The 24,617-nt window shown below is 62.2% G+C and carries 19 protein-coding genes; 15 read left to right on the top strand and 4 right to left on the bottom strand.

From position 1 onward, the window contains the following. Positions 1 to 20: 20 nt before the first annotated feature. Both LOY42_RS19115 and LOY42_RS19110 read left to right on the top strand, forming a co-directional pair. Complete coding sequence (locus tag LOY42_RS19115; RefSeq protein ID WP_110698035.1) at positions 21 to 2,477, top strand: EAL domain-containing protein; 2,457 nt, start codon at positions 21 to 23, stop codon at positions 2,475 to 2,477. 38 nt (positions 2,478 to 2,515) lie between these two features. Further along, positions 2,516 to 3,301, top strand: a complete 786-nt coding sequence (locus tag LOY42_RS19110; protein ID WP_258598845.1) for a TenA family transcriptional regulator — start codon at positions 2,516 to 2,518, stop codon at positions 3,299 to 3,301. An 89-nt stretch (positions 3,302 to 3,390) separates the two neighbouring features. Here the strand turns inward: LOY42_RS19110 and LOY42_RS19105 are convergent, their stop codons facing one another. The 4 genes from LOY42_RS19105 to LOY42_RS19090 form a co-directional block, all read right to left on the bottom strand. Next, positions 3,391 to 4,131 (bottom strand): YciK family oxidoreductase, encoded by a 741-nt coding sequence (locus LOY42_RS19105; RefSeq protein ID WP_258598843.1) that lies wholly within the window; start codon positions 4,129 to 4,131, stop codon positions 3,391 to 3,393. Between the two features lie 115 nt (positions 4,132 to 4,246). Then, a complete protein-coding gene (gene mupP, locus LOY42_RS19100; protein ID WP_102684341.1) occupies positions 4,247 to 4,918 on the bottom strand; it encodes an N-acetylmuramic acid 6-phosphate phosphatase MupP in 672 nt (223 codons plus the stop codon). Between the two features lie 2 nt (positions 4,919 to 4,920). Next, positions 4,921 to 5,619: a bifunctional 2-polyprenyl-6-hydroxyphenol methylase/3-demethylubiquinol 3-O-methyltransferase UbiG gene (ubiG, locus tag LOY42_RS19095; RefSeq protein ID WP_139672879.1), complete on the bottom strand. Its 699-nt coding sequence runs from the start codon at positions 5,617 to 5,619 to the stop codon at positions 4,921 to 4,923. A gap of 64 nt (positions 5,620 to 5,683) precedes the next feature. Further along, positions 5,684 to 7,009: a TRZ/ATZ family hydrolase gene (locus LOY42_RS19090; RefSeq protein WP_258598839.1), complete on the bottom strand. Its 1,326-nt coding sequence runs from the start codon at positions 7,007 to 7,009 to the stop codon at positions 5,684 to 5,686. 111 nt (positions 7,010 to 7,120) lie between these two features. Here LOY42_RS19090 and mtnA point away from each other — a divergent pair, with 111 nt between their 5' ends. The 13 genes from mtnA to LOY42_RS19025 all read left to right on the top strand — a co-directional run bounded on the left by mtnA (position 7,121) and on the right by LOY42_RS19025 (position 24,195). After that, a complete protein-coding gene (mtnA, locus tag LOY42_RS19085) occupies positions 7,121 to 8,197 on the top strand; it encodes an S-methyl-5-thioribose-1-phosphate isomerase (protein ID WP_139672873.1) in 1,077 nt (358 codons plus the stop codon). Between the two features lie 248 nt (positions 8,198 to 8,445). Beyond that, positions 8,446 to 11,205: a DNA gyrase subunit A gene (gene gyrA / locus LOY42_RS19080; RefSeq protein WP_139672870.1), complete on the top strand. Its 2,760-nt coding sequence runs from the start codon at positions 8,446 to 8,448 to the stop codon at positions 11,203 to 11,205. A 157-nt stretch (positions 11,206 to 11,362) separates the two neighbouring features. Further along, positions 11,363 to 12,448, top strand: coding sequence for a 3-phosphoserine/phosphohydroxythreonine transaminase (serC, locus tag LOY42_RS19075; RefSeq protein WP_094010761.1), 1,086 nt, complete (start codon positions 11,363 to 11,365; stop codon positions 12,446 to 12,448). Continuing rightward, on the top strand, positions 12,448 to 13,542 hold the full coding sequence (pheA, locus tag LOY42_RS19070; RefSeq protein ID WP_110698041.1) for a prephenate dehydratase: 1,095 nt from the start codon (positions 12,448 to 12,450) through the stop codon (positions 13,540 to 13,542). Before serC ends, pheA begins: the two co-directional genes overlap by 1 nt. A 163-nt stretch (positions 13,543 to 13,705) precedes the next feature. After that, entirely contained in the window at positions 13,706 to 15,946 is a 2,241-nt protein-coding gene (locus LOY42_RS19065; protein WP_258598835.1) for a bifunctional prephenate dehydrogenase/3-phosphoshikimate 1-carboxyvinyltransferase, read from the top strand. Continuing rightward, positions 15,943 to 16,629 (top strand): (d)CMP kinase, encoded by a 687-nt coding sequence (cmk, locus tag LOY42_RS19060; RefSeq protein WP_258598834.1) that lies wholly within the window; start codon positions 15,943 to 15,945, stop codon positions 16,627 to 16,629. The genes LOY42_RS19065 and cmk overlap by 4 nt, the downstream gene beginning before the upstream one ends. Positions 16,630 to 16,752: 123 nt before the next feature. After that, positions 16,753 to 18,429, top strand: a complete 1,677-nt coding sequence (gene rpsA, locus LOY42_RS19055; RefSeq protein ID WP_046856619.1) for a 30S ribosomal protein S1 — start codon at positions 16,753 to 16,755, stop codon at positions 18,427 to 18,429. Positions 18,430 to 18,667: 238 nt separating this feature from the next. Beyond that, positions 18,668 to 18,964 (top strand): integration host factor subunit beta, encoded by a 297-nt coding sequence (gene ihfB / locus LOY42_RS19050; protein ID WP_258598833.1) that lies wholly within the window; start codon positions 18,668 to 18,670, stop codon positions 18,962 to 18,964. Positions 18,965 to 18,980: 16 nt separating this feature from the next. After that, entirely contained in the window at positions 18,981 to 19,244 is a 264-nt protein-coding gene (locus tag LOY42_RS19045) for a lipopolysaccharide assembly protein LapA domain-containing protein (protein WP_258598832.1), read from the top strand. 953 nt (positions 19,245 to 20,197) lie between these two features. Beyond that, complete coding sequence (gene wbpA / locus LOY42_RS19040) at positions 20,198 to 21,511, top strand: UDP-N-acetyl-D-glucosamine 6-dehydrogenase (RefSeq protein ID WP_258598830.1); 1,314 nt, start codon at positions 20,198 to 20,200, stop codon at positions 21,509 to 21,511. A 69-nt stretch (positions 21,512 to 21,580) separates the two neighbouring features. Beyond that, positions 21,581 to 22,531, top strand: a complete 951-nt coding sequence (locus LOY42_RS19035; RefSeq protein ID WP_028690818.1) for a Gfo/Idh/MocA family protein — start codon at positions 21,581 to 21,583, stop codon at positions 22,529 to 22,531. 3 nt (positions 22,532 to 22,534) lie between these two features. Further along, on the top strand, positions 22,535 to 23,119 hold the full coding sequence (gene wbpD, locus LOY42_RS19030) for a UDP-2-acetamido-3-amino-2,3-dideoxy-D-glucuronate N-acetyltransferase (protein WP_258598827.1): 585 nt from the start codon (positions 22,535 to 22,537) through the stop codon (positions 23,117 to 23,119). Beyond that, entirely contained in the window at positions 23,116 to 24,195 is a 1,080-nt protein-coding gene (locus LOY42_RS19025) for a DegT/DnrJ/EryC1/StrS aminotransferase family protein (RefSeq protein ID WP_258598825.1), read from the top strand. Before wbpD ends, LOY42_RS19025 begins: the two co-directional genes overlap by 4 nt. Positions 24,196 to 24,617 lie beyond the last annotated feature (422 nt).

Raw genomic sequence — 24,617 nt, 5'->3', positions numbered from 1 at the left:
GCCGTCATGACAGGGATTACATGAAGGGAAATCGGACTCTCGAAGCGCCAAGGCTGCTGGGTATCATCTGGCCCTTCGTCGCCGTTGTGGTTTTCCAGGTACTGCTGGGCAGTCTGAGTCTTTATGCGTTGTCCGCCGTGCGTGCCTATGTGGCGGGCGAGAGCCTGTGGTCCAAGGCGCAGAAGGACGCTATCTACTACCTCAACCTCTATGCCGATGATCGTGATCCGCTGACCTATGCCCGCTATCGTCGGGCCATCCTGGTGCCCCAGGGGGATCACAACCTGCGCCTGGCCCTGGATCGGCCCGAGCCAGACCTGGAGGCGGCGCGCCAAGGCGTGCTGCAGGGCGGCAACCATCCCGAAGACGTTGCCCGGATCATCTGGTTCTACCGCAACTTTCGCCATATCAGCTACATGGAAACCGCCATCGATTACTGGGACATCGGTGACGACTACCTGCACCAGCTCGACGTACTGGCCCAGCAGATGCGCGAAGGGTTTGCCCGCGACAAGGTCGACGCCCACCAGGTAGCCAACTGGAAGGCGCGCATCGTTGCCATCAATGATGGCGTGACGCCCGCCGCCAAGGCGTTCAGCGATGCCCTGGGCGAAGGCTCGCGGATGCTGCTCAAGGTGCTGATGCTCACCAACCTGGCCACTGCGCTGTTCCTCATCGCCATGGCCTGGCGGCGCTCGAGCAAGCTGCTGGCCCAGCGCCAGGCGTTCGCCAGTGCGTTGCAAGAGGAAAAGGAGCGGGCGCAGATCACCCTGGAGTCGATCGGCGACGCGGTGATTACCGCCGATGTCGACGGTTGCATCAGCTACATGAACCCGGCCGCCGAGCAACTGACTCACTGGCAGGCGGTGCAGGCCCAAGGCCTGCCGCTGGCGGCGCTGTTCAGCCTGCTCGACGAGAATGCCGAAGGCGATAGCATGACGCTGGTCGAGCAGGTGCTCAGCGGCAGCCTCAAGGGCGGCGCCGAGCACGCCCGGTTGATCCAGCGCCTGGATGGCAGCACGGTGTCGGTCAACCTGGTGGGCTCGCCCATTCTCACCGAAGGGCAGGTCAGTGGCATCGTGGTGGTACTGCACGACATGACCCAGGAGCGCCAGTACATCGCCAACCTGTCGTGGCAGGCCACCCATGACGCGCTGACCGGGCTGGCCAACCGCCGCGAGTTCGAGTACCGCCTGGAGCAAGCGCTCAATGGCCTGGCGCGCCAGGCCGGGCGGCATTCGCTGATGTTCCTCGACCTGGACCAGTTCAAGCTGGTCAACGACACCTGTGGCCATGCCGCTGGCGACGAGCTGTTGCGGCATATCTGCGCGGTGCTGCAGTCGGGCCTGCGCGAGGGCGACACCCTGGCGCGCCTGGGTGGTGACGAGTTCGGCGTGCTGCTCGAGAACTGCCCCCCTGAACAGGGCGAGCGCATTGCCGAGCAATTGCGCCAGGCCGTGCAGAGCCTGCACTTTGTATGGAAGGGCAGGCCCTTCGTCACCACGGTCAGCATCGGCCTGGTGCATATCGCCCAGGTGCCCAGCACCCTGGAGGCGTCGTTGCGCGCGGCGGACATGGCCTGCTACATGGCCAAGGAGAAAGGACGCAACCGCGTCCAGGTCTATCACGCCGACGACAGCGAGCTGTCCATGCGTTTCGGTGAAATGGCCTGGATCCAGCGCCTGCACGTGGCGCTGGAGGAGAATCGCTTCTGCCTCTACGCCCAGGAAATCGCCCCGCTGCATCCCCATGAAGGTCCGGGGCATATCGAAATCCTCCTGCGCCTGCACGATGAAAGTGGACGTACCATTTTGCCCGACAGCTTCATTCCCGCAGCCGAGCGCTACGGCCTGATGACCGCGCTCGATCGCTGGGTGGTGCGCAGTGTGTTCCAGGTGATTCGCCAGTGCCTGGACGAGGGGCGGGAGGGGCCGTTGGCCATGTGCGCCATCAACCTGTCGGGTTCGAGCATCGGCGACGACAAGTTCCTCGAGTACCTGCAGCGCCTGTTTGGCGAGTTCGACATTCCGCCCCGGCTGATCTGTTTTGAAATTACCGAAACCAGCGCCATCGCCAATCTAGGCAGCGCAATCCGCTTCATCAATGAATTGAAAGGATTGGGCTGCAAATTCTCGCTGGACGACTTCTGCGCCGGAATGTCGTCATTCGCCTATTTGAAGCATTTGCCTGTAGACTTCCTGAAGATCGACGGAAGTTTCGTCAAGGACATGCTCGATGACCCGATCAACCGGGCGATGGTTGAAGTGATCAATCACATCGGCCACGTCATGGGTAAGCGGACCATCGCCGAGTTCGTCGAGACGCCACTGATCGAGCAGGCTTTGCAGGAGATCGGCGTGGATTACGCCCAGGGATATCTCATCGAACGCCCGCAGGTGTTCACCTGCGACAGCCTGCAGCGCCAACGGATTGCCGCGAGGCCCCTTCTGCACCGGGCGCCGGGGACCTTTCGCTGAACAACGCCCGGAAATCACAGGGAATCAAGGAGCTGACAGTGATCGACGCGTTCGTAAGGATCGGACCATTGATGGATCCGGCCAGTTATCCGCAGTGGGCCCAACAACTGATAGAGGATTGCCGCGAAAGCAAGCGCCGAGTGGTGGAGCATGAGTTCTACCAACGCCTGCGCGATGGCCAGCTCAAGCAGTCGACCATCCGCCAGTACCTGATCGGTGGCTGGCCGGTGGTCGAGCAGTTCTCCCTCTACATGGCCCACAACCTCACCAAGACCCGTTACGCCCGGCATCCCGGCGAGGACATGGCGCGCCGCTGGCTGATGCGCAACATCCGCGTCGAGCTCAACCATGCCGACTACTGGGTGCACTGGTGCCAGGCCCATGGCATCCACCTGCATGAGCTGCAGTCCCAGGAAGTGCCGCCCGAGCTCAATGGCTTGAACGACTGGTGTTGGCGAGTATGCGCCACCGAGTCGCTGGCCATCGCCATGGCGGCCACCAACTACGCCATCGAAGGTGCCACCGGCGAATGGTCGGCGGTGATCTGCGCCGAGGATACCTACGCCCAGGGCTTCCCCGAAGACACCCGCAAGCGCGCCATGAAATGGCTGAAGATGCATGCGCAGTATGATGACGCGCACCCGTGGGAAGCGCTGGAAATCATCTGTACCTTGGCGGGCGAGAGCCCGACCCTGGGGCTGCGCACCGAGTTGCGTCGGGCGATCTGCAAGAGCTACGACTGCATGTTCCTGTTCCTGGAGCGTTGCATGCAGCTCGAAGGGCGCCAGCAGGGGCGTCTGCGCCCGGCCTTGGCGGCGGGCTGAAAGCATCGCGGGGCAAGTCGCATCGGCGCACCGCCGCCCCACGCAGCAAGGCGTGGGGCGGGCTTGCCCCGCGATCAGTCTTATCGGATTTACTGTGCGTTCAGCGCCTGCCCGTTCACATCCTTGCTGTCCGGCCCCATCAGGTACAGGTACACTGGCATGATCTCCTCGGGTAGCGGGTTGTTCTGCGGGTTCTCGCTCGGATAGGCCTGGGCGCGCATCGCCGTGCGCGTGGCACCCGGGTTGATGCTGTTGGAGCGCACTGGCGCTACGCCTTCCAGTTCATCCGCCAGGGTCTGCATCAGGCCCTCGGTGGCGAATTTCGACACCCCGTAGGCACCCCAGTAAGCGCGGCCCTTGCGTCCAACACTGCTGGAGGTGAACACCACCGAGGCGTCCTCCGACAGCTTCAGCAGCGGCAGCAAGGTGCTGGTCAGCATGAAGGTGGCATTGACGTTGATGTGCACCACGCGCATGAAGTTGTCGCCCGACAGCTGCTCCAGCGGCGTGCGCGGGCCAATGATCGAGGCGTTGTTGAGCAGGCCGTCGAGGCGGCCGAACTGGTCCTCGATCATCACCGCCAGTTCGTCGTACTGGTGGGGCAGGGCGGTTTCCAGGTTGAACGGGATCACCACCGGTTGCGGGTGGCCCGCGGCTTCGATCTGGTCGTAGACCTCGTTCAGGTTGGCTTCGGTCTTGCCCAGCAGCAGCACGGTGGCGCCCAGGGCGGCATAGGCCTTGGCGGCGGCGGCGCCGATTCCGCGGCCGGCACCGGTGACCAGGATGATCCGGCCCTTGAGCAGGTCGGGGCGGGCGGTGTAGTCGAACATAGGTCTGTCCTTGAATATGAGCTGCAAGCTATAAGCGGCAAGCTACAAGAGAAAGCGGATCAGTGTTGGAGCTGCTCTTTCTTGAGGCTTGAAGCTTGACGCTTGCGACTTGAAATCAGCAGCCGCACAGCGCGCTGTCGATCACCTTGCGCAGTTCCAGCGGGTGGTCCACCACCACGTCGGCGCCCCAGTTGTTGGGGTTGTCCTCTGGATGAATATAGCCATAGCGCACCGCTGCGGTGCGGGTGCCGGCGTCGCGGCCGGATTCGATGTCGCGCAGGTCGTCGCCGACGAACAGGACGCTGGCCGGGTCCAGGTCAAGCGTCTTGCATGCCAGGATCAGCGGCTCGGGGTCGGGCTTGCTGTTCTTCACGTGGTCCGGGCAGATCAGCAGCGCTGAGCGCTCGGCCAGGCCCAGGCGTTGCATGATCGGTTCGGCGAAGCGCACCGGCTTGTTGGTGACCACGCCCCACAGCAGGTTGCCCTTCTCGATGTCGGCCAGCAGCTCCGGCATGCCGTCGAACAGCTTGCTGTGCACCGCGCAATCGCGTTGGTAGCGCTCGAGAAACTCCAGGCGCAGGGCTTCGAAGCCGTCGGCCTCGGGGTCCATGGCAAAGGTCGCCGCGACCATGGCGCGGGCGCCGCCGGAAATCACCTCGCGGATGCGCGCGTCGTCGATGGCCGGCAGGCCGCGGTCGGCGAGCATCGCCTGGCAGATGGCGATGAAGTCCGGCGCCGTGTCCAGCAGGGTGCCGTCCATGTCGAAGAGTACTGCTCGCAGGCGCATGCTCATTCCTCGCGCAGGGTCTGGATCATGTAGTTGACGTCGACGTCGTTGCACAGCTTGTAGTGCTTGGTCAGCGGGTTGTAGGTCAGGCCGATGATGTCCTTGACCTCCAGGCCTGCGGCACGGCTCCAGGCGCCCAGCTCGGAGGGGCGGATGAACTTCTTGAAGTCGTGGGTGCCGCGCGGCAGCATCTTCAGCACGTATTCGGCGCCAATGATCGCCAGCAGGTAGGCCTTGGGGTTGCGGTTGATGGTCGAGAAGAACACCTGGCCGCCCGGCTTGACCATGCGGTAGCAGGCGCGGATCACCGACGAAGGGTCGGGGACGTGCTCGAGCATCTCCAGGCAGGTGACCACGTCGAACTGTTCAGGCATCTCTTCGGCCAGGGCCTCGGCGGTGATCTGCCGGTATTCCACCGCCACGCCAGACTCCAGCTGGTGCAGTTGGGCCACCGCCAGCGGCGCCTCGCCCATGTCAATGCCGGTCACGGTGGCACCGCGCTGGGCCATCGCCTCGCTGAGGATGCCGCCGCCGCAGCCGACGTCCAGCACCTTCTTGCCGGCCAGGCCGACGCGCTCGTCGATCCAGTTGACCCGCAGCGGGTTGATGTCGTGCAGCGGCTTGAACTCGCTCTCGCGGTCCCACCAGCGGTGGGCCAGGGCTTCGAACTTGGCGATTTCGGCGTGGTCGACGTTGCTCATGGGAACAGTCCTCTGAATCTTCGATAAATAGTGTCGCGGGCCGGCAGCCGTGGCTGTCGGTCGTTCATTCATTGCGCCCGCCGATGCGGGCTCCCCAGGCACGGGCGTTGGCGGCCAGCGCGGCTTCGTCCATCCGTGTCAGGCGGCGGTCCTCGACCAGTTGCTGCCCGGCGACCCAGACATCCTTCACGCAATCGCGACCGGTGGCGTAGATCAGTTGCGAGACCGGGTCGTGCACCGGTTGCTGCGCCAGCCCCGACAGGTCGAAGACTGCCAGGTCGGCGGCCTTGCCCACCTCGAGCGAGCCGGTGATCGGCTCCAGCCCGAGGGCCCGGGCGCCATTGAGCGTGGCCATGCGCAGCGCCCGGTGGGCGTCCAAGGCGGTGGCCGAGCCGGCCACGGCCTTGGCCAGCAACGCAGCGGTGCGGGTTTCACCGAGCAGGTCGAGGTCATTGTTGCTGGCGGCGCCGTCGGTGCCGACGGCCACGTTCACTCCGGCCTGCCACAGGCGCTCTACCGGGCAGAACCCACTGGCCAGCTTGAGGTTGGACTCGGGGCAGTGGACCACGCTGGTGTTGCTTTCTACCAGCAGCGCCAGGTCTTCGTCGCTGATCTGGGTCATGTGCACCGCTTGCAGGTTCGGGCCCAGCAGGCCCAGGCGCGCGAGGCGCGCCAGCGGCCGCTCACCGTTGTCCTTGAGCGCCTGCTCGACTTCGCTGGCGGTCTCGTGGATGTGCATGTGCAGCGGTACGTCCAACTGGTCGGCGATCACCCGGATCTTCTCCAGGCTCTCGTCGCTCACCGTGTAGGGTGCGTGCGGGCCCAGGGCAATGGTGATGCGCGGGTGGTGGCGCAGATCGCCGAACAGTTCGATGGCCAGGTGCAGGGCCTCGTCCGGGGTGCGCGCGCCGGGGATGGGGAAATCCAGCAGCGGCACGGCGATCTGCGCGCGGATGCCGCTGCGGTGCACGCGGTCGCAGGCCTCGCGGGGGTAGAAATACATGTCGGCGAAGCAGGTGATGCCGCCCTTGAGCTGCTCGGCAATGGCCAGGTCGGTGCCGTCGCCCACGAAGGCCTCGTTCACCCAGCGACCCTCGGCAGGCCAGATGTGTTCCTGCAGCCAGGTCATCAGTGGCAGGTCGTCGGCCAGGCCGCGGAACAGGGTCATGGCGGCGTGGCCGTGGGCGTTGACCAGCCCGGGCGTCAACAGGCAGTCGGGCAGCGTTCGCACGTTCCGGGCCTGGGGTGCCCGCTCGCGTGGGCCGAGCCAGGCGATCTGGCCGTCGCGGATGCCCAGCGCATGGCCCTCCAGCACGACACCGGCCGGCTCCACGGGGACCAGCCAGTCCGGCACAAGCAGCAGGTCGAGGAGGGGAGTGGCGATGGGCATGCGCGATATATACCTGGATCGGTTCGGCTAAACGCGCAGTATACCCGAGCGTCCGCGACGCAGGCTCGCTATAATCGCCGGCTTTTGATGCCAGGGCGACGGGGAGAGGCGATGCGCGAGCAACTGATGGCGGCGGAGACGGTGACGGGCATCGAGTGGCGCGACGGCGTGCTGCATCTGCTCGACCAGCGCCTGCTGCCGCTTGAGCAGTGCTGGCTGGCTTGCACCGAGGCGGCCGAGGTGGCTGAGGCGATCAGCGACATGGCCGTGCGTGGCGCTCCGGCGATCGGCATCTGCGCCGCCTATGGCCTGGTGCTGGCGCTGCGCCGTCGTCTGGCCGAAGGCGAGAGCTGGGAAGAGAGCCTGGAAGAAGACTTCATGATGCTCGGCGAGGCGCGGCCCACCCCGGCCAACCTGTTCTGGGCGCTCAATCGCATGCGTGAGCGCCTGCAGCGCCTGCGCCCGGATGAAGACGTGCTGAAGGTGATGGAGGCCGAGGCGGTGGGGATTCACCAGAGTGATCGCGAGGCCAACCTGACCATGGCTCAGTTCGGTGTCGAGCAGATCCGCAGGCACCAGGGCAGCGAGCAGGCCCTGCTCACCCACGGCAACGCCGGGGCCCTGGCCACCGGCGGCTTCGGCACCGCCCTGGGGGTGATCCGCGCCGCCACCCTGGAGGGCATGGTCGAGCAGGTCTATGCCTGCGAGTCGCGGCCGTGGCTGCAGGGTTCGCGCCTGACCGCCTGGGAGCTGGCCGCTGACGGAGTGCCGGTGACCGTGGTCGCCGACGCGGCGGCCGGGCACCTGATGAAGACCAAGGGCATCACCTGGGTGGTGGTCGGCGCCGACTGCATTGCCGCCAATGGCGATGTGGCGGCGAAGATCGGCACCTACCAGATGGCGGTGGCGGCCATGCACCACGGGCTGCGCTTCATGGTGGTGGCGCCGAGCACCAGCATTGATCTGAATCTGCCTACCGGCGAGGATATCCCGCTGGAGACCCGCGGCGAGGAAGAGCTGCTGGAGGTAGCGGGCATCCAGGTAACCGCTGATGTCGAAGCCTACAACCCGGTGGTCGATGTCACGCCGGCCGACCTGATCGACGTGATCGTCACCGAGAAGGGCGTTGTCGAGCGCCCGGATACCGCAAAGATCGCCCAGTTGATGTGCCGCAAACGCCTCCATTGAGGCGTTTTTCCATCCGTGCGGATGGTGCTGTACGGCAACCTGCCATATCTCCCATGCGCGCAGCGTTTGTGATACCATCCGGCAGTTTCCAAGGCCGCTCTTTACTGCGGCCTTCATTGCGCAGATCCATGGCACAACTCATTGATTTGTCGTAAGTCGTCGCACCCCAATTGCGCTGCGGCGGCGAGCTTCGTTCGTCCTTCGAGGGATCAGGCGAAGTTTCACCAGAAAAAGGAATCAGGCTTCTCATGGGCGAACTGGCCAAAGAAATCCTCCCGGTCAATATCGAAGACGAACTGAGACAGTCTTACCTCGACTACGCGATGAGCGTTATTGTCGGGCGAGCGCTGCCCGATGCGCGTGACGGCTTGAAGCCCGTGCATCGTCGCGTTCTGTATGCGATGAGCGAACTGGGCAACGACTGGAACAAGCCGTACAAGAAATCCGCCCGTGTGGTCGGTGACGTGATCGGTAAGTACCACCCGCACGGCGACACCGCCGTGTACGACACCATCGTGCGCATGGCCCAGCCATTCTCGCTGCGCTACCTGCTGGTCGATGGCCAGGGCAACTTCGGTTCGGTGGACGGCGACAACGCCGCGGCCATGCGATACACCGAAGTGCGCATGTCCAAGCTGGCCCATGAACTGCTGGCCGACCTGCACAAAGAGACCGTCGACTGGGTGCCGAACTACGACGGTACCGAGCAGATCCCAGCGGTCATGCCGACCAAGATCCCCAACCTGCTGGTCAATGGCTCCAGCGGTATCGCCGTGGGCATGGCGACGAACATTCCGCCGCACAACCTCGGCGAAGTGATCGACGGCTGCCTGGCGCTGATCGACAACTCCGACATCACGGTCGATGAGCTGATGCAGTTCATCCCGGGGCCGGACTTCCCGACAGCGGGCCTGATCAACGGCCGCCAGGGCATCATCGAGGCCTATCGCACCGGCCGTGGCCGCATCTATATGCGTGCCCGCTCCGAGATCGAAGACATCGACAAGGTCGGTGGCCGCCAGCAGATCGTGGTCACCGAGCTGCCGTACCAGCTGAACAAGGCGCGCCTGATCGAGAAAATCGCCGAGCTGGTCAAAGAGAAGAAGATCGAAGGCATCACCGAGCTGCGCGACGAGTCCGACAAGGACGGCATGCGCATCGTCATCGAGCTGCGTCGCGGCGAGGTGCCGGAGGTGGTGCTCAACAACCTCTATCAGCAGACCCAGCTGCAGAGCGTATTCGGCATCAACATCGTCGCCCTGATCGACGGTCGTCCGCGCCTGCTTAATTTGAAAGACCTGCTCGAGGCGTTCGTCCGTCACCGCCGCGAGGTGGTTACCCGCCGCACCGTGTTCGAGCTGCGCAAGGCCCGCGAGCGGGGTCACATCCTTGAAGGCCAGGCGGTCGCGCTGTCCAACATCGACCCGGTCATCGCCCTGATCAAGGCCTCGCCGACGCCGTCCGAAGCCAAGGAAGCGCTGATCAGCACGGCCTGGGAGTCCAGCGCGGTGCAAGTCATGGTCGAGCGCGCCGGTGCCGAGTCGTGCCGTCCGGAAGACCTGCCGGAGCAGTACGGCCTGCGCGAAGGCAAGTACTACCTGTCGCCGGAACAGGCCCAGGCTATCCTGGAGCTGCGCCTGCACCGCCTGACCGGCCTGGAGCACGAGAAGCTGCTGGCCGAGTACCAGGAGATCCTCGAGCAGATCGGCGAGCTGATCCGCATCCTCAGCAGCGCCGAGCGCCTGATGGAAGTGATCCGCGAAGAGCTTGAAGCGATCCGCGCCGAGTACGGCGATGCCCGCCGCACCGAAATCCTCAATGCCAGCCATGACCTCAACTACGGCGATATGATCCCCGAAGAAGAGCGTGTGGTGACCATCTCCCACGGTGGCTACGCCAAGACCCAGCCACTGTCCGCGTACCAGGCCCAGCGCCGTGGTGGCAAGGGCAAGTCGGCCACAGGCGTCAAGGACGAGGACTACATCGAGCACCTGCTGGTCGCCAACAGCCACGCCACCCTGCTGCTGTTCTCCAGCAAGGGCAAAGTGTACTGGAAGAAGACCTACGAGATTCCCGAGGCCTCCCGCGCCGCCCGCGGCCGCCCGCTGGTCAACCTGCTGCCGCTGGAAGAAGGTGAGCGCATCACCGCCATGCTGCAGATCGACCTGGAGGCGCTGCAGCAGCACGCAGACCCAGACGAAGAACTGGAAGACAGCGACGACAGCGTAATCGAAGGCGAGCTGGTGGAAGCCGAGGAGATCGACGAGGAAGACGGCGACACCCCAGAGTGGGCCGCCGAACCGACCGGCGCCTACATCTTCATGGCGACCGCCTCCGGTACTGTCAAGAAGACCCCGCTGGTGCAGTTCGCCCGTCCGCGTTCCAACGGCCTGATCGCCTTGAAGCTCAAGGAAGGTGACACCCTGATCGCTGCCGCCATCACCGACGGCGCCAAGGAAGTCATGATGTTCTCCGACGCTGGCAAGGTGATCCGCTTCGCCGAGAGCGTGGTGCGTGAGATGGGCCGTACGGCCCGTGGCGTGCGCGGCATGAAGCTGGGCAAGGGCCAGCAGATCATTTCCATGCTGATCCCGGAGTCCGGCGCGCAGATCCTCACCGCTTCCGAACGTGGCTTTGGCAAGCGCACCCCGCTGTCCAAGTTCCCGCGCCGCGGCCGTGGTGGCCAGGGCGTGATCGCCATGGGCACCAAGGGGCGCAACGGCCTGCTGATCGGCGCCATCCAGGTGCAGGAAGGCGAGGAAATCATGCTGATCTCCGACCAGGGCACGCTGGTGCGTACACGGGTCGGCGAGGTGTCCAGCCTGGGCCGTAACACCCAGGGTGTCACGCTGATCAAGCTGGCCACCGACGAGACGCTGGTGGGGCTTGAACGCGTCCAGGAGCCCTCCGAGGAAGAGCTCGATGAACTGATCGAGACGGGCGAGGAGGGCGCCCCGCTCGATGCGGTGGGCGACGACGCCGGCGCCGAAGAGGCACCTCAGGAATAATCGATGCAACAACCCGAGCGGGGCGACCAAGGTCGCCCCGTTTGACTGATGAAGGTGGGGCATTGGCGCTGCGAGGCAGCCCTGATGTCGGCGACACAGTCTTGACTGGTCCGCAGCGAATTACGATTTTGTTCTATTTGGCAGAGCGAGAGTGGATGTGAGCAAACGAGCCTTTAACTTCTGCGCAGGCCCTGCCGCGCTTCCTGATGCCGTGCTGCAGCGCGCCCAGGCCGAGATGCTGGACTGGCGCGGCAAGGGTCTGTCGGTGATGGAAATGAGCCACCGCAGCGACGACTATGTGGCCATTGCCGAAAAGGCCGAGCAGGACCTGCGCGACCTGCTGTCCGTCCCCTCCAACTACAAGGTGCTGTTCCTGCAGGGCGGTGCCAGCCAGCAGTTTGCCGAGATTCCGCTGAACCTGCTGCCGGAAAACGGCACCGCCGACTACGTCGAGACCGGTATCTGGTCGAAGAAGGCCATCGAGGAAGCGCGCCGCTTCGGCACTGTCAACGTTGCTGCCAGCGCCAAGCCCTACGACTACCTGGCCATCCCGGGCCAGAACGAGTGGCAGCTGACCCGCAATGCCGCCTACGTTCACTATGCGTCCAACGAGACCATTGGTGGCCTGCAGTTCGACTGGGTGCCCGAAACCGGTGACGTCCCGCTGGTGGTCGACATGTCCTCGGACATCCTGTCGCGCCCGATCGACGTATCGCAGTACGGCCTGATCTACGCCGGCGCGCAGAAGAACATCGGTCCGAGCGGCCTGGTGGTGGTGATCGTGCGCGAAGACCTGCTGGGTCGTGCCCGCAGCAGCTGCCCGACGATGCTCGACTACAAGGTGTCGGCCGACAACGGCTCGATGTACAACACTCCGGCCACCTATTCCTGGTACCTCTCGGGCCTGGTGTTCGAGTGGCTCAAGGAGCAGGGTGGCGTCGAGGCGATGGAGCAGCGCAACCGCGCCAAGAAAGAGCGCCTGTACGGCTTCATCGATGCCAGCGAGTTCTACACCAACCCGATCAGTGTCAACGCCCGCTCGTGGATGAACGTGCCGTTCCGCCTGGCCGACGAACGTCTGGACAAGGCCTTCCTGGCCGGCGCCGATGCCCGTGGCCTGCTCAACCTCAAGGGCCATCGTTCGGTCGGCGGCATGCGTGCCTCGATCTACAACGCCCTGGGCCTGGAGGCTGTCGAGGCGCTGGTGCAGTACATGGGTGAATTCGAGAAGGAGCACGGCTGATGTCCGATCAGGAGCTCAAGGCCCTGCGCGTGCGCATCGACAGCCTCGACGAGAAGATCCTCGAGCTGATCAGCGAGCGCGCCCGTTGCGCCCAGGAAGTGGCCAAGGTCAAGACCGCATCGTTGCCAGAAGGCGAGGCGCCGGTGTTCTACCGTCCCGAGCGCGAGGCCGCGGTGCTCAAGCGCGTCATGCAGCGTAATCAGGGGCCGCTGGACAACGAAGAGATGGCGCGGTTGTTCCGCGAGATCATGTCCTCCTGCCTGGCGCTCGAAGAGCCGCTTAAGGTGGCCTACCTCGGCCCTGAAGGGACCTTCACCCAGGCCGCAGCCATGAAGCACTTCGGCCATGCCGTGGTCAGCCGCCCGATGGCGGCCATCGACGAAGTGTTCCGCGAAGTGGCGGCGGGTGCGGTCAATTTCGGCGTGGTGCCGGTGGAGAACTCCACCGAAGGCGCTGTCAGCCACACGCTGGACAGCTTCCTCGAGCATGACATGGTGATCTGCGGCGAGGTCGAGCTGCGTATCCACCATCACCTGCTGGTGGGCGAGAACACCAAGACCGACAGCATCACCCGCATCTACTCCCATGCCCAGTCGCTGGCCCAGTGCCGCAAGTGGCTGGACGCCCATTACCCGAACGTCGAGCGTGTGGCTGTGTCGAGCAACGCCGAGGCGGCCAAGCGGGTCAAGGGTGAGTGGAATTCGGCGGCCATTGCCGGTGACATGGCGGCCAACCTGTATGGCCTGACCCGCCTGGCCGAAAAGATCGAGGACCGGCCGGACAACTCCACGCGCTTCCTCATGATCGGCAGCCAGGAAGTGCCGCCGACCGGCGACGACAAGACTTCGATCATCGTCTCCATGAGCAACAAGCCGGGTGCTCTGCACGAGCTGCTGGTGCCGTTTCACGAGAACGGCATCGACCTCACGCGCATCGAGACCCGTCCGTCGCGCAGCGGCAAGTGGACCTACGTGTTCTTCATCGACTTTGTCGGCCATCACCGTGATCCGCTGATCAAGGCGGTACTCGAGCAGATCAGCCAGGAGGCTGTGGCGCTGAAGGTGTTGGGCTCTTATCCGAAAGCGGTGCTCTGATCGATTTTGTTGGGGTCGCTTTGCGGCCCATCGCCGGCAAGCCGGCTCCCACAGGGAGCGGTGTATCGCTGGCCTATGTGGGAGCTGGCTTGCCAGCGATGGGCTGCGCAGCAGCCCCCTGCGGTCTCAACGACTGGCATGTTTTTGAACAGGGTTCGCACTTGTGGTTAATGCTGTAACAAACAATCCCGCTCCGCTCATCGACCGTCTGGTGGTCGTAGGCCTCGGCCTGATCGGCGGCTCCTTCGCCAAGGGCCTGCGCGAAAGCGGCCTGTGCCGCGAAGTGGTCGGCGTCGACCTCGACGCCGAGTCGCGCAAGCAAGCCGTGGCGCTGGGCGTGGTCGATCGCTGCGAGGCAGACCTTGCGGCCGCTTGTGTCGGCGCCGACGTCATCCAGTTGGCTGTGCCGATCCTGGCCATGGAGAAAGTCCTGGCTCGCCTGGCCCAGCTCGATCTGGGTAATGCGGTGATCACCGACGTGGGCAGTGCCAAGGGCAATGTGGTGCGTGCCGCGCGCGAGGCGTTCGCCGAGCGCCTGCCGCGTTTCGTGCCGGGGCACCCGATCGCCGGGTCCGAGCAGAGCGGGGTGGAGGCCTCCAATGCGGCGCTTTTCCGCCGGCACAAGGTGATCCTCACTCCGCTGGCGGAAACCGAACCGGGCGCGCTCGCCCTGGTCGATCGCCTCTGGCGGGCGCTGGATGCCGATGTCGAGCACATGTCGGTGGAGCGCCATGACGAAGTGCTGGCCGCCACCAGCCACCTGCCTCACCTGTTGGCCTTCGGCCTGGTCGACTCGCTGGCCAAGCGCAATGAAAACCTGGAGATCTTCCGGTACGCTGCGGGAGGCTTCCGCGATTTCACGAGAATCGCCGGCAGCGACCCGATCATGTGGCACGACATCTTCCTCGCCAACCGCGAGGCGGTCCTGCGCACTCTCGATACATTTCGCAGCGACCTCGACGCCTTGCGCGACGCGGTCGATGCTGGGGACGGGCACCAACTGCTGGGCGTGTTCACCCGCGCCCGGGTTGCCCGCGAGCATTTCAGTAAAATCCTTGCCCGTCGGGCCTATGTGGACGCTATGAACGCCAACGATCTGATTTTCCTGGCCCAACCGGGTGGCCGCGTGTCCGGACGGATCCGCGTACCTGGCGACAAATCGATTTCCCATCGCTCGATCATGCTCGGCTCGCTGGCCGAGGGCACGACGGAAGTCGAAGGTTTCCTCGAGGGTGAAGACGCCCTGGCGACCTTGCAGGCCTTCCGCGACATGGGTGTGGTCATCGAAGGGCCGCACCATGGTCGCGTGACCATCCATGGCGTCGGCCTGCATGGCCTCAAGCCGCCGCCCGGCCCGCTGTACGTGGGCAACTCCGGCACCTCGATGCGCCTGCTGTCCGGCCTGCTGGCAGCGCAGTCGTTCGACACCACCATGACCGGCGACGCCTCGCTGTCCAAGCGCCCGATGAACCGCGTGGCCAACCCGCTGCGTGAAATGGGTGCCGTGGTCGAGACTGGCCCTGAGGGTCGTCCGCCGCTGACCATCCGTGGTGGGCACAAGCTCAAGGCGCTGAACTACACGCTGCCGATGGCCAGTGCCCAGGTCAAGTCCTGCCTGCTGCTGGCTGGCCTGTACGCCGAAGGCACCACCACCGTCACCGAGCCTGCGCCTACCCGTGACCACACCGAGCGCATGCTGCGCGGTTTCGGCTACGCGGTCGAGTCGAACGGTCCGGTAGCCTCCCTGCAGTCCGGTGGCAAGCTCACCGCCACCCGTATCGAAGTGCCGGCGGACATTTCCTCCTCGGCCTTCTTCCTGGTGGCGGCGTCCATCGCCGAGGGTTCTGATCTGGTCCTGGAGCACGTCGGCATCAACCCGACCCGCACCGGCGTTATCGACATCCTGCGCCTGATGGGCGGCGACATCACCCTGGAAAACCAGCGTGAAGTCGGCGGTGAGCCGGTGGCCGACCTGCGCGTGCGTGGCGCCAAGCTCAAGGGTATCGACATCCCGCAAGAGCTGGTGCCGCTGGCCATCGACGAGTTCCCGGTGCTGTTCGTCGCCGCCGCCTGCGCCGAAGGGCGTACCGTGCTGCGTGGCGCCGAAGAGCTGCGGGTCAAGGAGTCGGACCGCATCCAGGTGATGGCCGACGGCCTGGTTGCCCTGGGCGTGAAGTGCGAGCCGACCCCGGACGGCATCATCATCGACGGCGGCCAGATCGGCGGCGGCGAAGTGCACGGCCACGGCGACCATCGAATCGCCATGGCGTTCAGCATCGCTTCGCTGCGCGCCAGTGCCCCGATCGTCATTCATGACTGCGCCAACGTCGCCACGTCGTTCCCCAACTTCCTGGCGCTGTGCAAGGAAGTCGGCATCCGCGTCGCCGAAGAGGGCAAGTCGTGAATTCGCAAGCACCGGTCATCACTATCGACGGGCCTAGCGGCTCGGGCAAGGGCACGGTCGCAGGGCTGCTGGCTCGTGAGCTGGGCTGGCGCCTGCTCGACTCTGGCGCCCTCTACCGCTTGTTGGCATTCAATGCCAGCAATCACGGTGTCGACCTGACCAACGAAGAGCTGCTCAAGGCGCTGGCCGCGCATCTGGACGTGCAGTTCGTCGCGGCGGAGCCGGGCAAGCTGCAGCAGATCATTCTCGAAGGTGAGGATGTCAGCAATGCCATTCGCACCGAGACAGTCGGTGCCGGGGCCTCGATGGTTGCCTCGCTGCCGGCGGTGCGCGAGGCGCTGCTGCAGCGTCAGCGTGCGTTCCGTGAAGTCCCTGGGCTGATCGCCGACGGTCGCGACATGGGGACCGTGGTGTTCCCGGACGCGCCGTTGAAGGTGTTCCTTACCGCCAGTGCCGAGGAGCGTGCCCGTCGCCGTTACCTGCAGTTGAAGGGCAAGGGCGAAGATGTTAGTCTGTCGAGTCTGCTAGATGAGATCCGTGCGCGCGATGAGCGCGACACCCAGCGCGCAGTGGCCCCGCTCAAGCCGGCGGCCGATGCAATTCAGCTGGATTCCACGGAGCTGTCCATCGAGCAGGTGCTGCAACGCATCAGAAGCGAGCTCGCCCTGCGCGACCTGGCCTGATGGAGAGGAGGGCCGGCAGGGGCACCAGTCAACGTCCTGCCAGCACTTCTTAACTTAACGAAACCCACATTGTCTGGAATGTGGCTATGGGCGTCTTTTTCGCCCGAATCTACAGGAATTAAAATGAGCGAAAGCTTTGCAGAACTCTTTGAAGAAAGCCTGAAAACCCTCAATCTTCAGCCGGGTGCAATCATCACCGGTATCGTTGTCGACATCGACGGCGACTGGGTTACCGTACACGCTGGCCTGAAGTCCGAGGGTGTCATCCCGCTCGAGCAGTTCTACAACGAAACTGGCGAACTGACCATCAAGGTCGGTGACGAAGTTCACGTTGCGCTGGACGCGGTCGAAGACGGCTTCGGCGAAACCAAGCTGTCCCGTGAAAAAGCCAAGCGCGCCGAGTGCTGGATTGTTCTGGAAGCTGCTTTCGCTGCTGAAGAAGTGGTCAAGGGCGTTATCAACGGTAAGGTTAAAGGCGGCTTCACTGTCGACGTTAACGGCATCCGTGCGTTCCTGCCGGGCTCCCTGGTTGATGTCCGCCCAGTGCGCGACACCACCCACCTCGAAGGCAAAGAGCTGGAATTCAAGGTCATCAAGCTGGACCAGAAGCGCAACAACGTTGTCGTTTCCCGTCGCAGCGTCCTGGAAGCCGAAAACAGCGCCGAGCGCGAAGCTCTGCTGGAATCGCTGCAGGAAGGCCAGCAGGTCAAAGGTATCGTCAAGAACCTCACCGACTACGGTGCGTTCGTTGACCTGGGCGGCGTCGATGGTCTGCTGCACATCACCGACATGGCCTGGAAGCGTATCAAGCACCCGTCCGAGATCGTCAACGTTGGTGACGAGATCGACGTCAAGGTCCTGAAGTACGATCGTGAGCGCAACCGCGTTTCGCTGGGCCTGAAGCAACTGGGCGAAGACCCATGGGTTGCTATCAAAGCCCGTTACCCAGAGAGCACCCGCGTGACTGCTCGCGTTACCAACCTGACCGACTACGGCTGCTTCGCTGAGCTGGAAGAAGGCGTTGAAGGCCTGGTACACGTTTCCGAAATGGACTGGACCAACAAGAACATCCACCCGTCGAAAGTCGTTCAGGTTGGCGACGAAGTGGAAGTCATGGTTCTGGACATCGACGAAGAGCGTCGTCGTATCTCCCTGGGCATCAAGCAGTGCAAGTCCAACCCATGGGAAGACTTCTCCGGCCAGTTCAACAAGGGTGACAAGATCACCGGTACCATCAAGTCGATCACCGACTTCGGTATCTTCATCGGCCTGGACGGCGGCATCGACGGTCTGGTTCACCTGTCCGACATCTCCTGGAACGAAGCCGGCGAAGAAGCCGTGCGTCGCTTCAAGAAGGGCGACGAGCTGGAAACCGTCATCCTGTCGGTTGACCCAGAGCGCGAGCGCATCTCCCTGGGCATCAAGCAGCTGGAAGACGATCCGTTCTCCAACTTCGTTGCTGTCAACGACAAGGGCGCTATCGTCAAGGGTATCGTCAAGGAAGTTGACGCCAAGGGCGCTATCGTGACCCTGGCCGACGACATCGAAGCTACTCTGAAAGCTTCCGAAATCAGCCGTGACCGCGTTGAAGACGCTCGTAACGTGCTGAAGGAAGGCGAAGAGATCGAAGCCAAGATCATCAGCGTCGACCGCAAGTCCCGCGTCATCAGCCTGTCCATCAAGTCGAAGGACGATGCTGAAGAGCGCGAAGCCATCCAGAGCCTGAAAAACGCTCCGGAAGCGGCTGCCGACACCACCATGGCCGCGCTGCTGCGCGAAGCTATGGCCAAGCAGAACTGAGTTCTGTTTGATCGGTAAAAAGGGCGACCCTCGGGTCGCCCTTTTTTGTGCCTGTGATTTCTCGGCAGGTGTTGAGCCTCCGTACCTTGGCCCGATTCCTGGCGGCTTGTCACGACTGTGAACAAATCCTTACCTTGAATTTTTTTGTTTAGTCAAGAACCGGCCTGTTCAAATCGCTCGGAGCGTGCTACAAACTGATTAAGCAATGATCTAGCTGCTTGATAACGAAGGGAAAAATATGACGAAGTCGGAGCTGATCGAACGTATTGTCACCCATCAGGGGCTACTCTCGTCCAAGGACGTCGAGCTGGCCATCAAGACCATGCTTGAGCAGATGTCGCAGTGCCTGGCGACCGGGGATCGTATCGAAATCCGTGGCTTCGGCAGCTTTTCCCTGCACTATCGCGCGCCCCGTGTAGGGCGCAACCCCAAGACCGGTCAGTCGGTCAGCCTGGACGGCAAGTACGTGCCGCACTTCAAGCCTGGCAAGGAGCTGCGTGATCGGGTCAATGAAGATGAGCACGAGAACACTTGAGTGAAGGAGTAATCTGATGCGTAATCTCAGGCGCGCCCTGGCGGCGTTGTTCGTGCTGCTGCTGGCGGCTGTGGTGTTGTTCTTCGTCCTGGAAAACCAGCAGGCGGTGTCGTTGGTTATCTTTGGCTGGTCCGCGCCTGCGATACCGGTAGCGGTGCTGGTGCTTGCTGCTCTCGTCGTTGGGCTCGCGATTGGGCCATTGCTAGGAGCTTATGGGTTGATGCGCGGCAAGCGCAGGATTCGTGCGTCCGCCCGGCATGCGGCGCTTGCCCAGGGCTGACTAGGGTCTGTACGAAATGTGTCTGCGCGAAGGCCAGACAAGGCGAAACGGGGGAGGAAGCGCAGTGTACTGAAGTGCATGAGCATTCCGAGCCCCGTTTCAACGCAGTATGGGCGAGTGCAGATACATTTCGTACAGAGCCTAGCTTCTGACAGTCTTCGTCCGTCCCCTCTGCTGCTCAGCATGACGATGGTGCTGGCAACAGGTTTCGCTGCTTCATATTGCCGTTTTGACTATCGTCTTGTCGGTTGTGTTCTGAAGTGGTTGTGGCCCGCCGGTTGAAGTCTCGATCAACTTCGTTTCGCTGTTGAGCATGGGTGGGCCTTGGTTTTCGCGACCATGTTTACTTGGGTATATGGGGTTTCTGATTTTCGACTAGCCTCATGCGCGTGCTGACCTGCGCCGGCGCACCTGGAGCAACAAATCTGGCCAGCTATCCAGGTGGGGCGGATTAGTGAGAGTGAATGTGGCAATTGCCGGATGAGTTGTTGCTGAGTGTCTCGTTAAGTAACGCTGGGGAGTATCTGGAAGTGCGAGAGGAGTAAGTTGTTTTGGCGGTGATTTAGTTGCTGTGGTCGCGTGTGGGTCTAATCATTTTGATTGTGGAAAAAACTTAGCAGGCTAACGGAATTTTCGTGATTCTATTACGATTTTTCGCTTTTGCAGGCATCGGTTGAATGTGGCATTTTGATGTCATTGTGTGCTGGGTTGCATTCTGATTTACGGCGAGATATCAGTCCGCTCCCCCCATTTGCGGGTTGAATTGCTGTTTTTCACGCTGATTGGCAAGGGGCTGCGAACAGCTCGGCTGGTCAATCGCCTGCCTTGGATGGCTAGGCGGGGCTATGCTAGCCACGCTTGATCCTTTACTATTCGACTGATGTCAGGAACTGTGCCCAGGCTGAGCTTGGGTACGAGCAGCAAAAGTAAAAGCTGTATTATCGGAGCCATGCATGTTTGATCAGACCCAAGCCAGTATAGAGAGATTCAAAAGTAAGGAAGCCATCATTGGTATCGTGGGTCTGGGGTATGTTGGCCTGCCGCTGATGTTGCGTTACAACGCAATCGGTTATCGTGTGTTGGGTATTGATATCAATACCGTAAAAGTTGATATGCTCAACGCGGGTAAAAGTGATATCGAGCATATTTCCCACGACAGCGTTGCTCAGGCGCGTGCTTCCGGCTTCGAGGCGACTGCCGACTTTACTCGGGTGAGTGAGTGCGATGCGCTGATTCTGTGCGTACCTACCCCGCTTAACAAGTATCGTGAGCCGGACTTGAGCTTCGTGATCGATACCACGAATGCTCTCAAGCCCTATCTGCGCGCTGGTCAGATCGTTTCCCTGGAAAGCACGACCTATCCGGGCACCACTGAGGAAGAGTTGCTGCCCCGCGTGCAAGAGGGCGGTCTGAAGGTGGGTGAAGATATCTTCCTGGTCTATTCCCCTGAGCGTGAAGATCCGGGTAATCCAAATTTTGAAACGCGTACCATCCCCAAGGTCATCGGCGGGCATACACCTAATTGCCTGCGCGTGGGTGTCGCGTTGTACGAGCAGGCGATCGACCAGGTCGTTCAGGTGAGCTCCACCAAGGCAGCCGAGCTCACCAAGCTGTTGGAGAATATTCATCGCGCGGTCAATATCGGTCTGGTCAACGAAATGAAGATCGTTGCCGACCGTATGGGCATCGACATTTTCGAAGTGGTCGATGCTGCTGCCACCAAGCCCTTCGGTTTCACTGCCTACTATCCAGGGCCAGGGCTGGGCGGCCACTGCATTCCAATCGATCCATTCTACTTGACGTGGAAAGCTCGCGAGTATGGCTTGCACACCCGCTTCATCGAGTTGTCGGGTGAGATCAACAAGGCCATGCCTGAGTATGTGGTCGGCAAACTGATGAATGGCCTCAACGAGCAAGGCAAGGCGCTCAAAGGCAGCCGTGTGCTGGTCTTGGGCATTGCTTACAAGAAAAACGTAGACGACATGCGTGAGTCGCCTTCGGTCGAGATCATGGAGCTGCTCGAAGCTAAAGGCGCTGTGGTGGCCTATAGCGATCCGCATGTGCCTACCTTCCCGGAAATGCGCGAGCACCATTTCGAGTTGTCCAGCGAGGCATTGACCGCCAAGAATCTCGCCACCTTCGATGCCGTTGTACTGGCCACCGATCATGACAAATTCGACTACGCCCTGATCCAGGCCAACGCCCGACTGTTGGTCGACAGCCGCGGTAAGTACCGTACGCCGGCGGCGAACATCATCAAGGCCTAATCCGATTGGGGACGCCCGGCTGATTGCCGGGCGTTTCCGCTCTGCTCAACCGTCTTCTCGAGATCTGCCATGAAACGTTTTGCCTTAGTCGGTGCTGCGGGTTACATCGCACCGCGCCACATGCGCGCCATCAAAGATACCGGTAACGAACTGGTCAGTGCCTACGACATCAATGATTCGGTTGGCATCATCGACAGTCTGTCGCCTCAGAGCGAGTTCTTCACCGAGTTCGAGCGCTTCTACGATCATGCCTGGCGCCTGAAGCGCGATCCGGCGCAAGCGCTGGACATCGTCTCGATCTGCTCGCCCAACCATCTGCACCACCCGCACATCACTGCCGGCCTGCGCCTGGGTTGTGATGTGATCTGCGAAAAGCCGCTGGTGCCCAGCGCCGCGATGCTCGATGACCTGGCGCTGACCGAGCGCGAAACCGGCAAGCGCCTGTGGAATATCCTGCAGCTTCGCCATCACAAGGCTATCATCGATCTCAAGCAGCAGGTACAGGGTAGCGCCCAGCCGCACAAGCATGACGTCGAACTCACCTACATCACCAGCCGCGGCAAGTGGTACATGGAGAGCTGGAAGGGCGACCCACGCAAATCCTTCGGTGTGGCCACCAATATCGGTGTGCATTTCTACGATATGCTGCATTTCATCTTCGGCAAGCTGCAGCGTAATGTCGTCCACTTCGCCAACGAGTCCAAGGCGGCCGGTTACCTGGAGTATGAAAACGCCCGTGTGCGTTGGTTCCTGTCCATCGATGCCAACGACCTGCCTGACTCGGTCAAGGGCAAGAAGCCAACCTATCGCTCGATCACCTGCGACGGTGCCGAGATCGAGTTCTCCGAAGGCTTCACCGACCTGCATACTGTCAGCTACCAGGCCATTCTCGACGGCAAGGGCTACGGTATCGAGGACGCCCGCCATTGCGTGGAGACTGTAGAGACCATTCGCACCATGGCTCCGGTGGTTGCGAGCAATGGCGAAGGCCATCCCATCCTGGCACGGCTGTTGGGTTGAACCATGAGCTACTTCCAGCATTCAAGTGCCATCGTTGACGAGGGCGCCCAGATTGGTGACGGGTCGCGTGTCTGGCATTTCGTTCACGTCTGCAGCGGTGCGCGCATCGGTGCGGGCGTGTCGCTCGGACAGAACGTGTTCGTCGGCAACAAAGTTGTGATTGGTGACCATTGCAAGGTTCAGAACAACGTGTCGGTCTATGACAACGTGACCCTGGAAGAGGGGGTGTTCTGCGGCCCCAGCATGGTGTTCACCAATGTCTACAACCCGCGCTCGCTGGTCGAGCGCAAGGATGAGTACCGCGATACGCGGGTCAAGCGCGGCGCGACGCTGGGTGCCAACTGCACCATCGTCTGCGGTGTCACCATCGGCGAATATGCCTTCGTCGGTGCCGGCGCCGTTATCAACAAGGATGTCCCCGCGTATGCCCTGATGGTTGGTGTGCCTGCGCGTCAGATCGGCTGGATGAGCGAGTTTGGCGAACAGTTGGAGTTGCCTCTGGAGGGCAATGGTCGCGCGGTGTGCATTCACACAGGGGCGCACTATGTCCTCAATGGCCGTACGTTGAGCAAGGAGAGCATGCAGTGATCGAGTTCATCGACCTTAAGACCCAGCAGTCGCTGCTTCGCGAGAAGATCGACGCAGGCATCTCACGCGTACTTGCGCACGGCCAGTACATTCTTGGCCCGGAAGTGGCGGAACTTGAAGAAAAGCTGGCTGCTTTCGTTGGTGCGAAACACTGCATCAGTGTCGCCAACGGTACCGACGCGCTGCAGATTGCACAGATGGCGTTGGGGATCGGCCCGGGCGATGAGGTGATCACGCCCGGCTTCACCTACATCGCGACTGCCGAAACCGTCGCACTGCTGGGGGCCAAGCCGGTGTACGTGGATGTCGATCCGCGCACCTACAACCTGGATCCGCAATTGCTCGAGGCGGCGATAACGCCGCGCACCAAGGCCATCATTCCGGTGTCGCTGTACGGCCAGTGTGCGGACTTCGACGCGATCAACGCGATTGCCGCCCGGCACGGTATTCCTGTGATCGAGGATGCGGCGCAGAGTTTTGGCGCAACCTACAAAGGGAAGCGCTCCTGCAACCTGACCACGATTTCCTGCACTAGCTTCTTCCCGAGCAAGCCGCTGGGATGCTACGGCGATGGTGGGGCGATCTTCACCAATGATGAAGAGCTGGCGGTTGTGCTGCGGCAGATCGCCCGGCATGGGCAGGATCGTCGCTATCATCACATCCGGGTCGGTGTGAACAGCCGGCTGGATACGTTGCAGGCTGCGATACTGCTGCCGAAGCTAGAGATCTTTGAGCACGAGATTTCGTTGCGCCAGAAGGTGGCGCAGCATTATCAAATGCACTTTGCGGCGGCAGGCTTTAGTGCTACGCCTTATGTCGAGCCGGAAAACACCAGTGTCTACGCGCAGTACACCGTTCAGGTAAGTGATCGCGAGGGGGTTCAGGAGCGCCTCAAGGTCTCAGGGGTACCGACGGCTGTCCACTATCCGATTCCGCTGAATCGTCAGCCTGCGGTGAAGGATGACAGCGCCGTATTGCCTGTGGGAGATGCAGTTGCAGAGCGGGTGATGAGTCTTCCGATGCATCCCTATCTGGACGAGGAAAGTATTGTCCAGATTGTACGGGCACTGGGTTGAGTTTCAAGTTAAGGCATATGGCGAGAGCAATAGCAAGCGTAGGTGCTGGCTGTCATATGCTTTCACTTCAACCCGGCGTGGCTGCCGGGTGGCTTCGTTGGGGGCATATCGGGGTGCCTGATGGTCAACATCCTGCTTGAGAAGCTGAGCCGGCGAGACTCTCAGGCGCTCGTAACGCTGAGGGCATTCTACATCGCTCGGCTTAAGCGCATCGCCCCAGCTTGCTTTGGCACGCGGCCTTTGTTTCGTTACTTTCTTTGCAAAAAGTCATGAGAGGCCGCTGTAGCAGGCTTGGTCGCTGGCTGTTGAAATCCAGTTTTATCTTCTGGGCCTCACGTTGTGGTCCTTGATGCATGGTTACAGGCCGCGTATGAAGGCGAAGATGTGCCCAACGTTATGCAGGCGCAACCTGCTTGTATTTT

This window comes from Pseudomonas sp. B21-023, assembly GCF_024749165.1.
In the GTDB taxonomy this organism is placed as follows: Bacteria; Pseudomonadota; Gammaproteobacteria; order Pseudomonadales; family Pseudomonadaceae; genus Aquipseudomonas.
Note: the sequence above shows the minus strand (reverse complement) of the source record. Positions and strands in the feature narration are given on the sequence as shown.

Excerpts from the sequence above, each read along its gene's own strand:
- wbpD (WP_258598827.1), top strand. The coding sequence starts at position 22,535 with ATGAGCTACTTCCAGCATTCAAGTGCCATCGTTGACGAGGGCGCCCAG.
- LOY42_RS19045 (WP_258598832.1), top strand. The coding sequence starts at position 18,981 with ATGCGTAATCTCAGGCGCGCCCTGGCGGCGTTGTTCGTGCTGCTGCTG.
- LOY42_RS19115 (WP_110698035.1), top strand. The coding sequence starts at position 21 with ATGAAGGGAAATCGGACTCTCGAAGCGCCAAGGCTGCTGGGTATCATC.
- LOY42_RS19090 (WP_258598839.1), bottom strand. The coding sequence starts at position 7,009 with ATGCCCATCGCCACTCCCCTCCTCGACCTGCTGCTTGTGCCGGACTGG.
- ubiG (WP_139672879.1), bottom strand. The coding sequence starts at position 5,619 with ATGAGCAACGTCGACCACGCCGAAATCGCCAAGTTCGAAGCCCTGGCC.
- gyrA (WP_139672870.1), top strand. The coding sequence starts at position 8,446 with ATGGGCGAACTGGCCAAAGAAATCCTCCCGGTCAATATCGAAGACGAA.
- pheA (WP_110698041.1), top strand. The coding sequence starts at position 12,448 with ATGTCCGATCAGGAGCTCAAGGCCCTGCGCGTGCGCATCGACAGCCTC.
- mtnA (WP_139672873.1), top strand. The coding sequence starts at position 7,121 with ATGCGCGAGCAACTGATGGCGGCGGAGACGGTGACGGGCATCGAGTGG.
- wbpA (WP_258598830.1), top strand. The coding sequence starts at position 20,198 with ATGTTTGATCAGACCCAAGCCAGTATAGAGAGATTCAAAAGTAAGGAA.
- LOY42_RS19035 (WP_028690818.1), top strand. The coding sequence starts at position 21,581 with ATGAAACGTTTTGCCTTAGTCGGTGCTGCGGGTTACATCGCACCGCGC.
- LOY42_RS19105 (WP_258598843.1), bottom strand. The coding sequence starts at position 4,131 with ATGTTCGACTACACCGCCCGCCCCGACCTGCTCAAGGGCCGGATCATC.
- rpsA (WP_046856619.1), top strand. The coding sequence starts at position 16,753 with ATGAGCGAAAGCTTTGCAGAACTCTTTGAAGAAAGCCTGAAAACCCTC.
- mupP (WP_102684341.1), bottom strand. The coding sequence starts at position 4,918 with ATGCGCCTGCGAGCAGTACTCTTCGACATGGACGGCACCCTGCTGGAC.
- ihfB (WP_258598833.1), top strand. The coding sequence starts at position 18,668 with ATGACGAAGTCGGAGCTGATCGAACGTATTGTCACCCATCAGGGGCTA.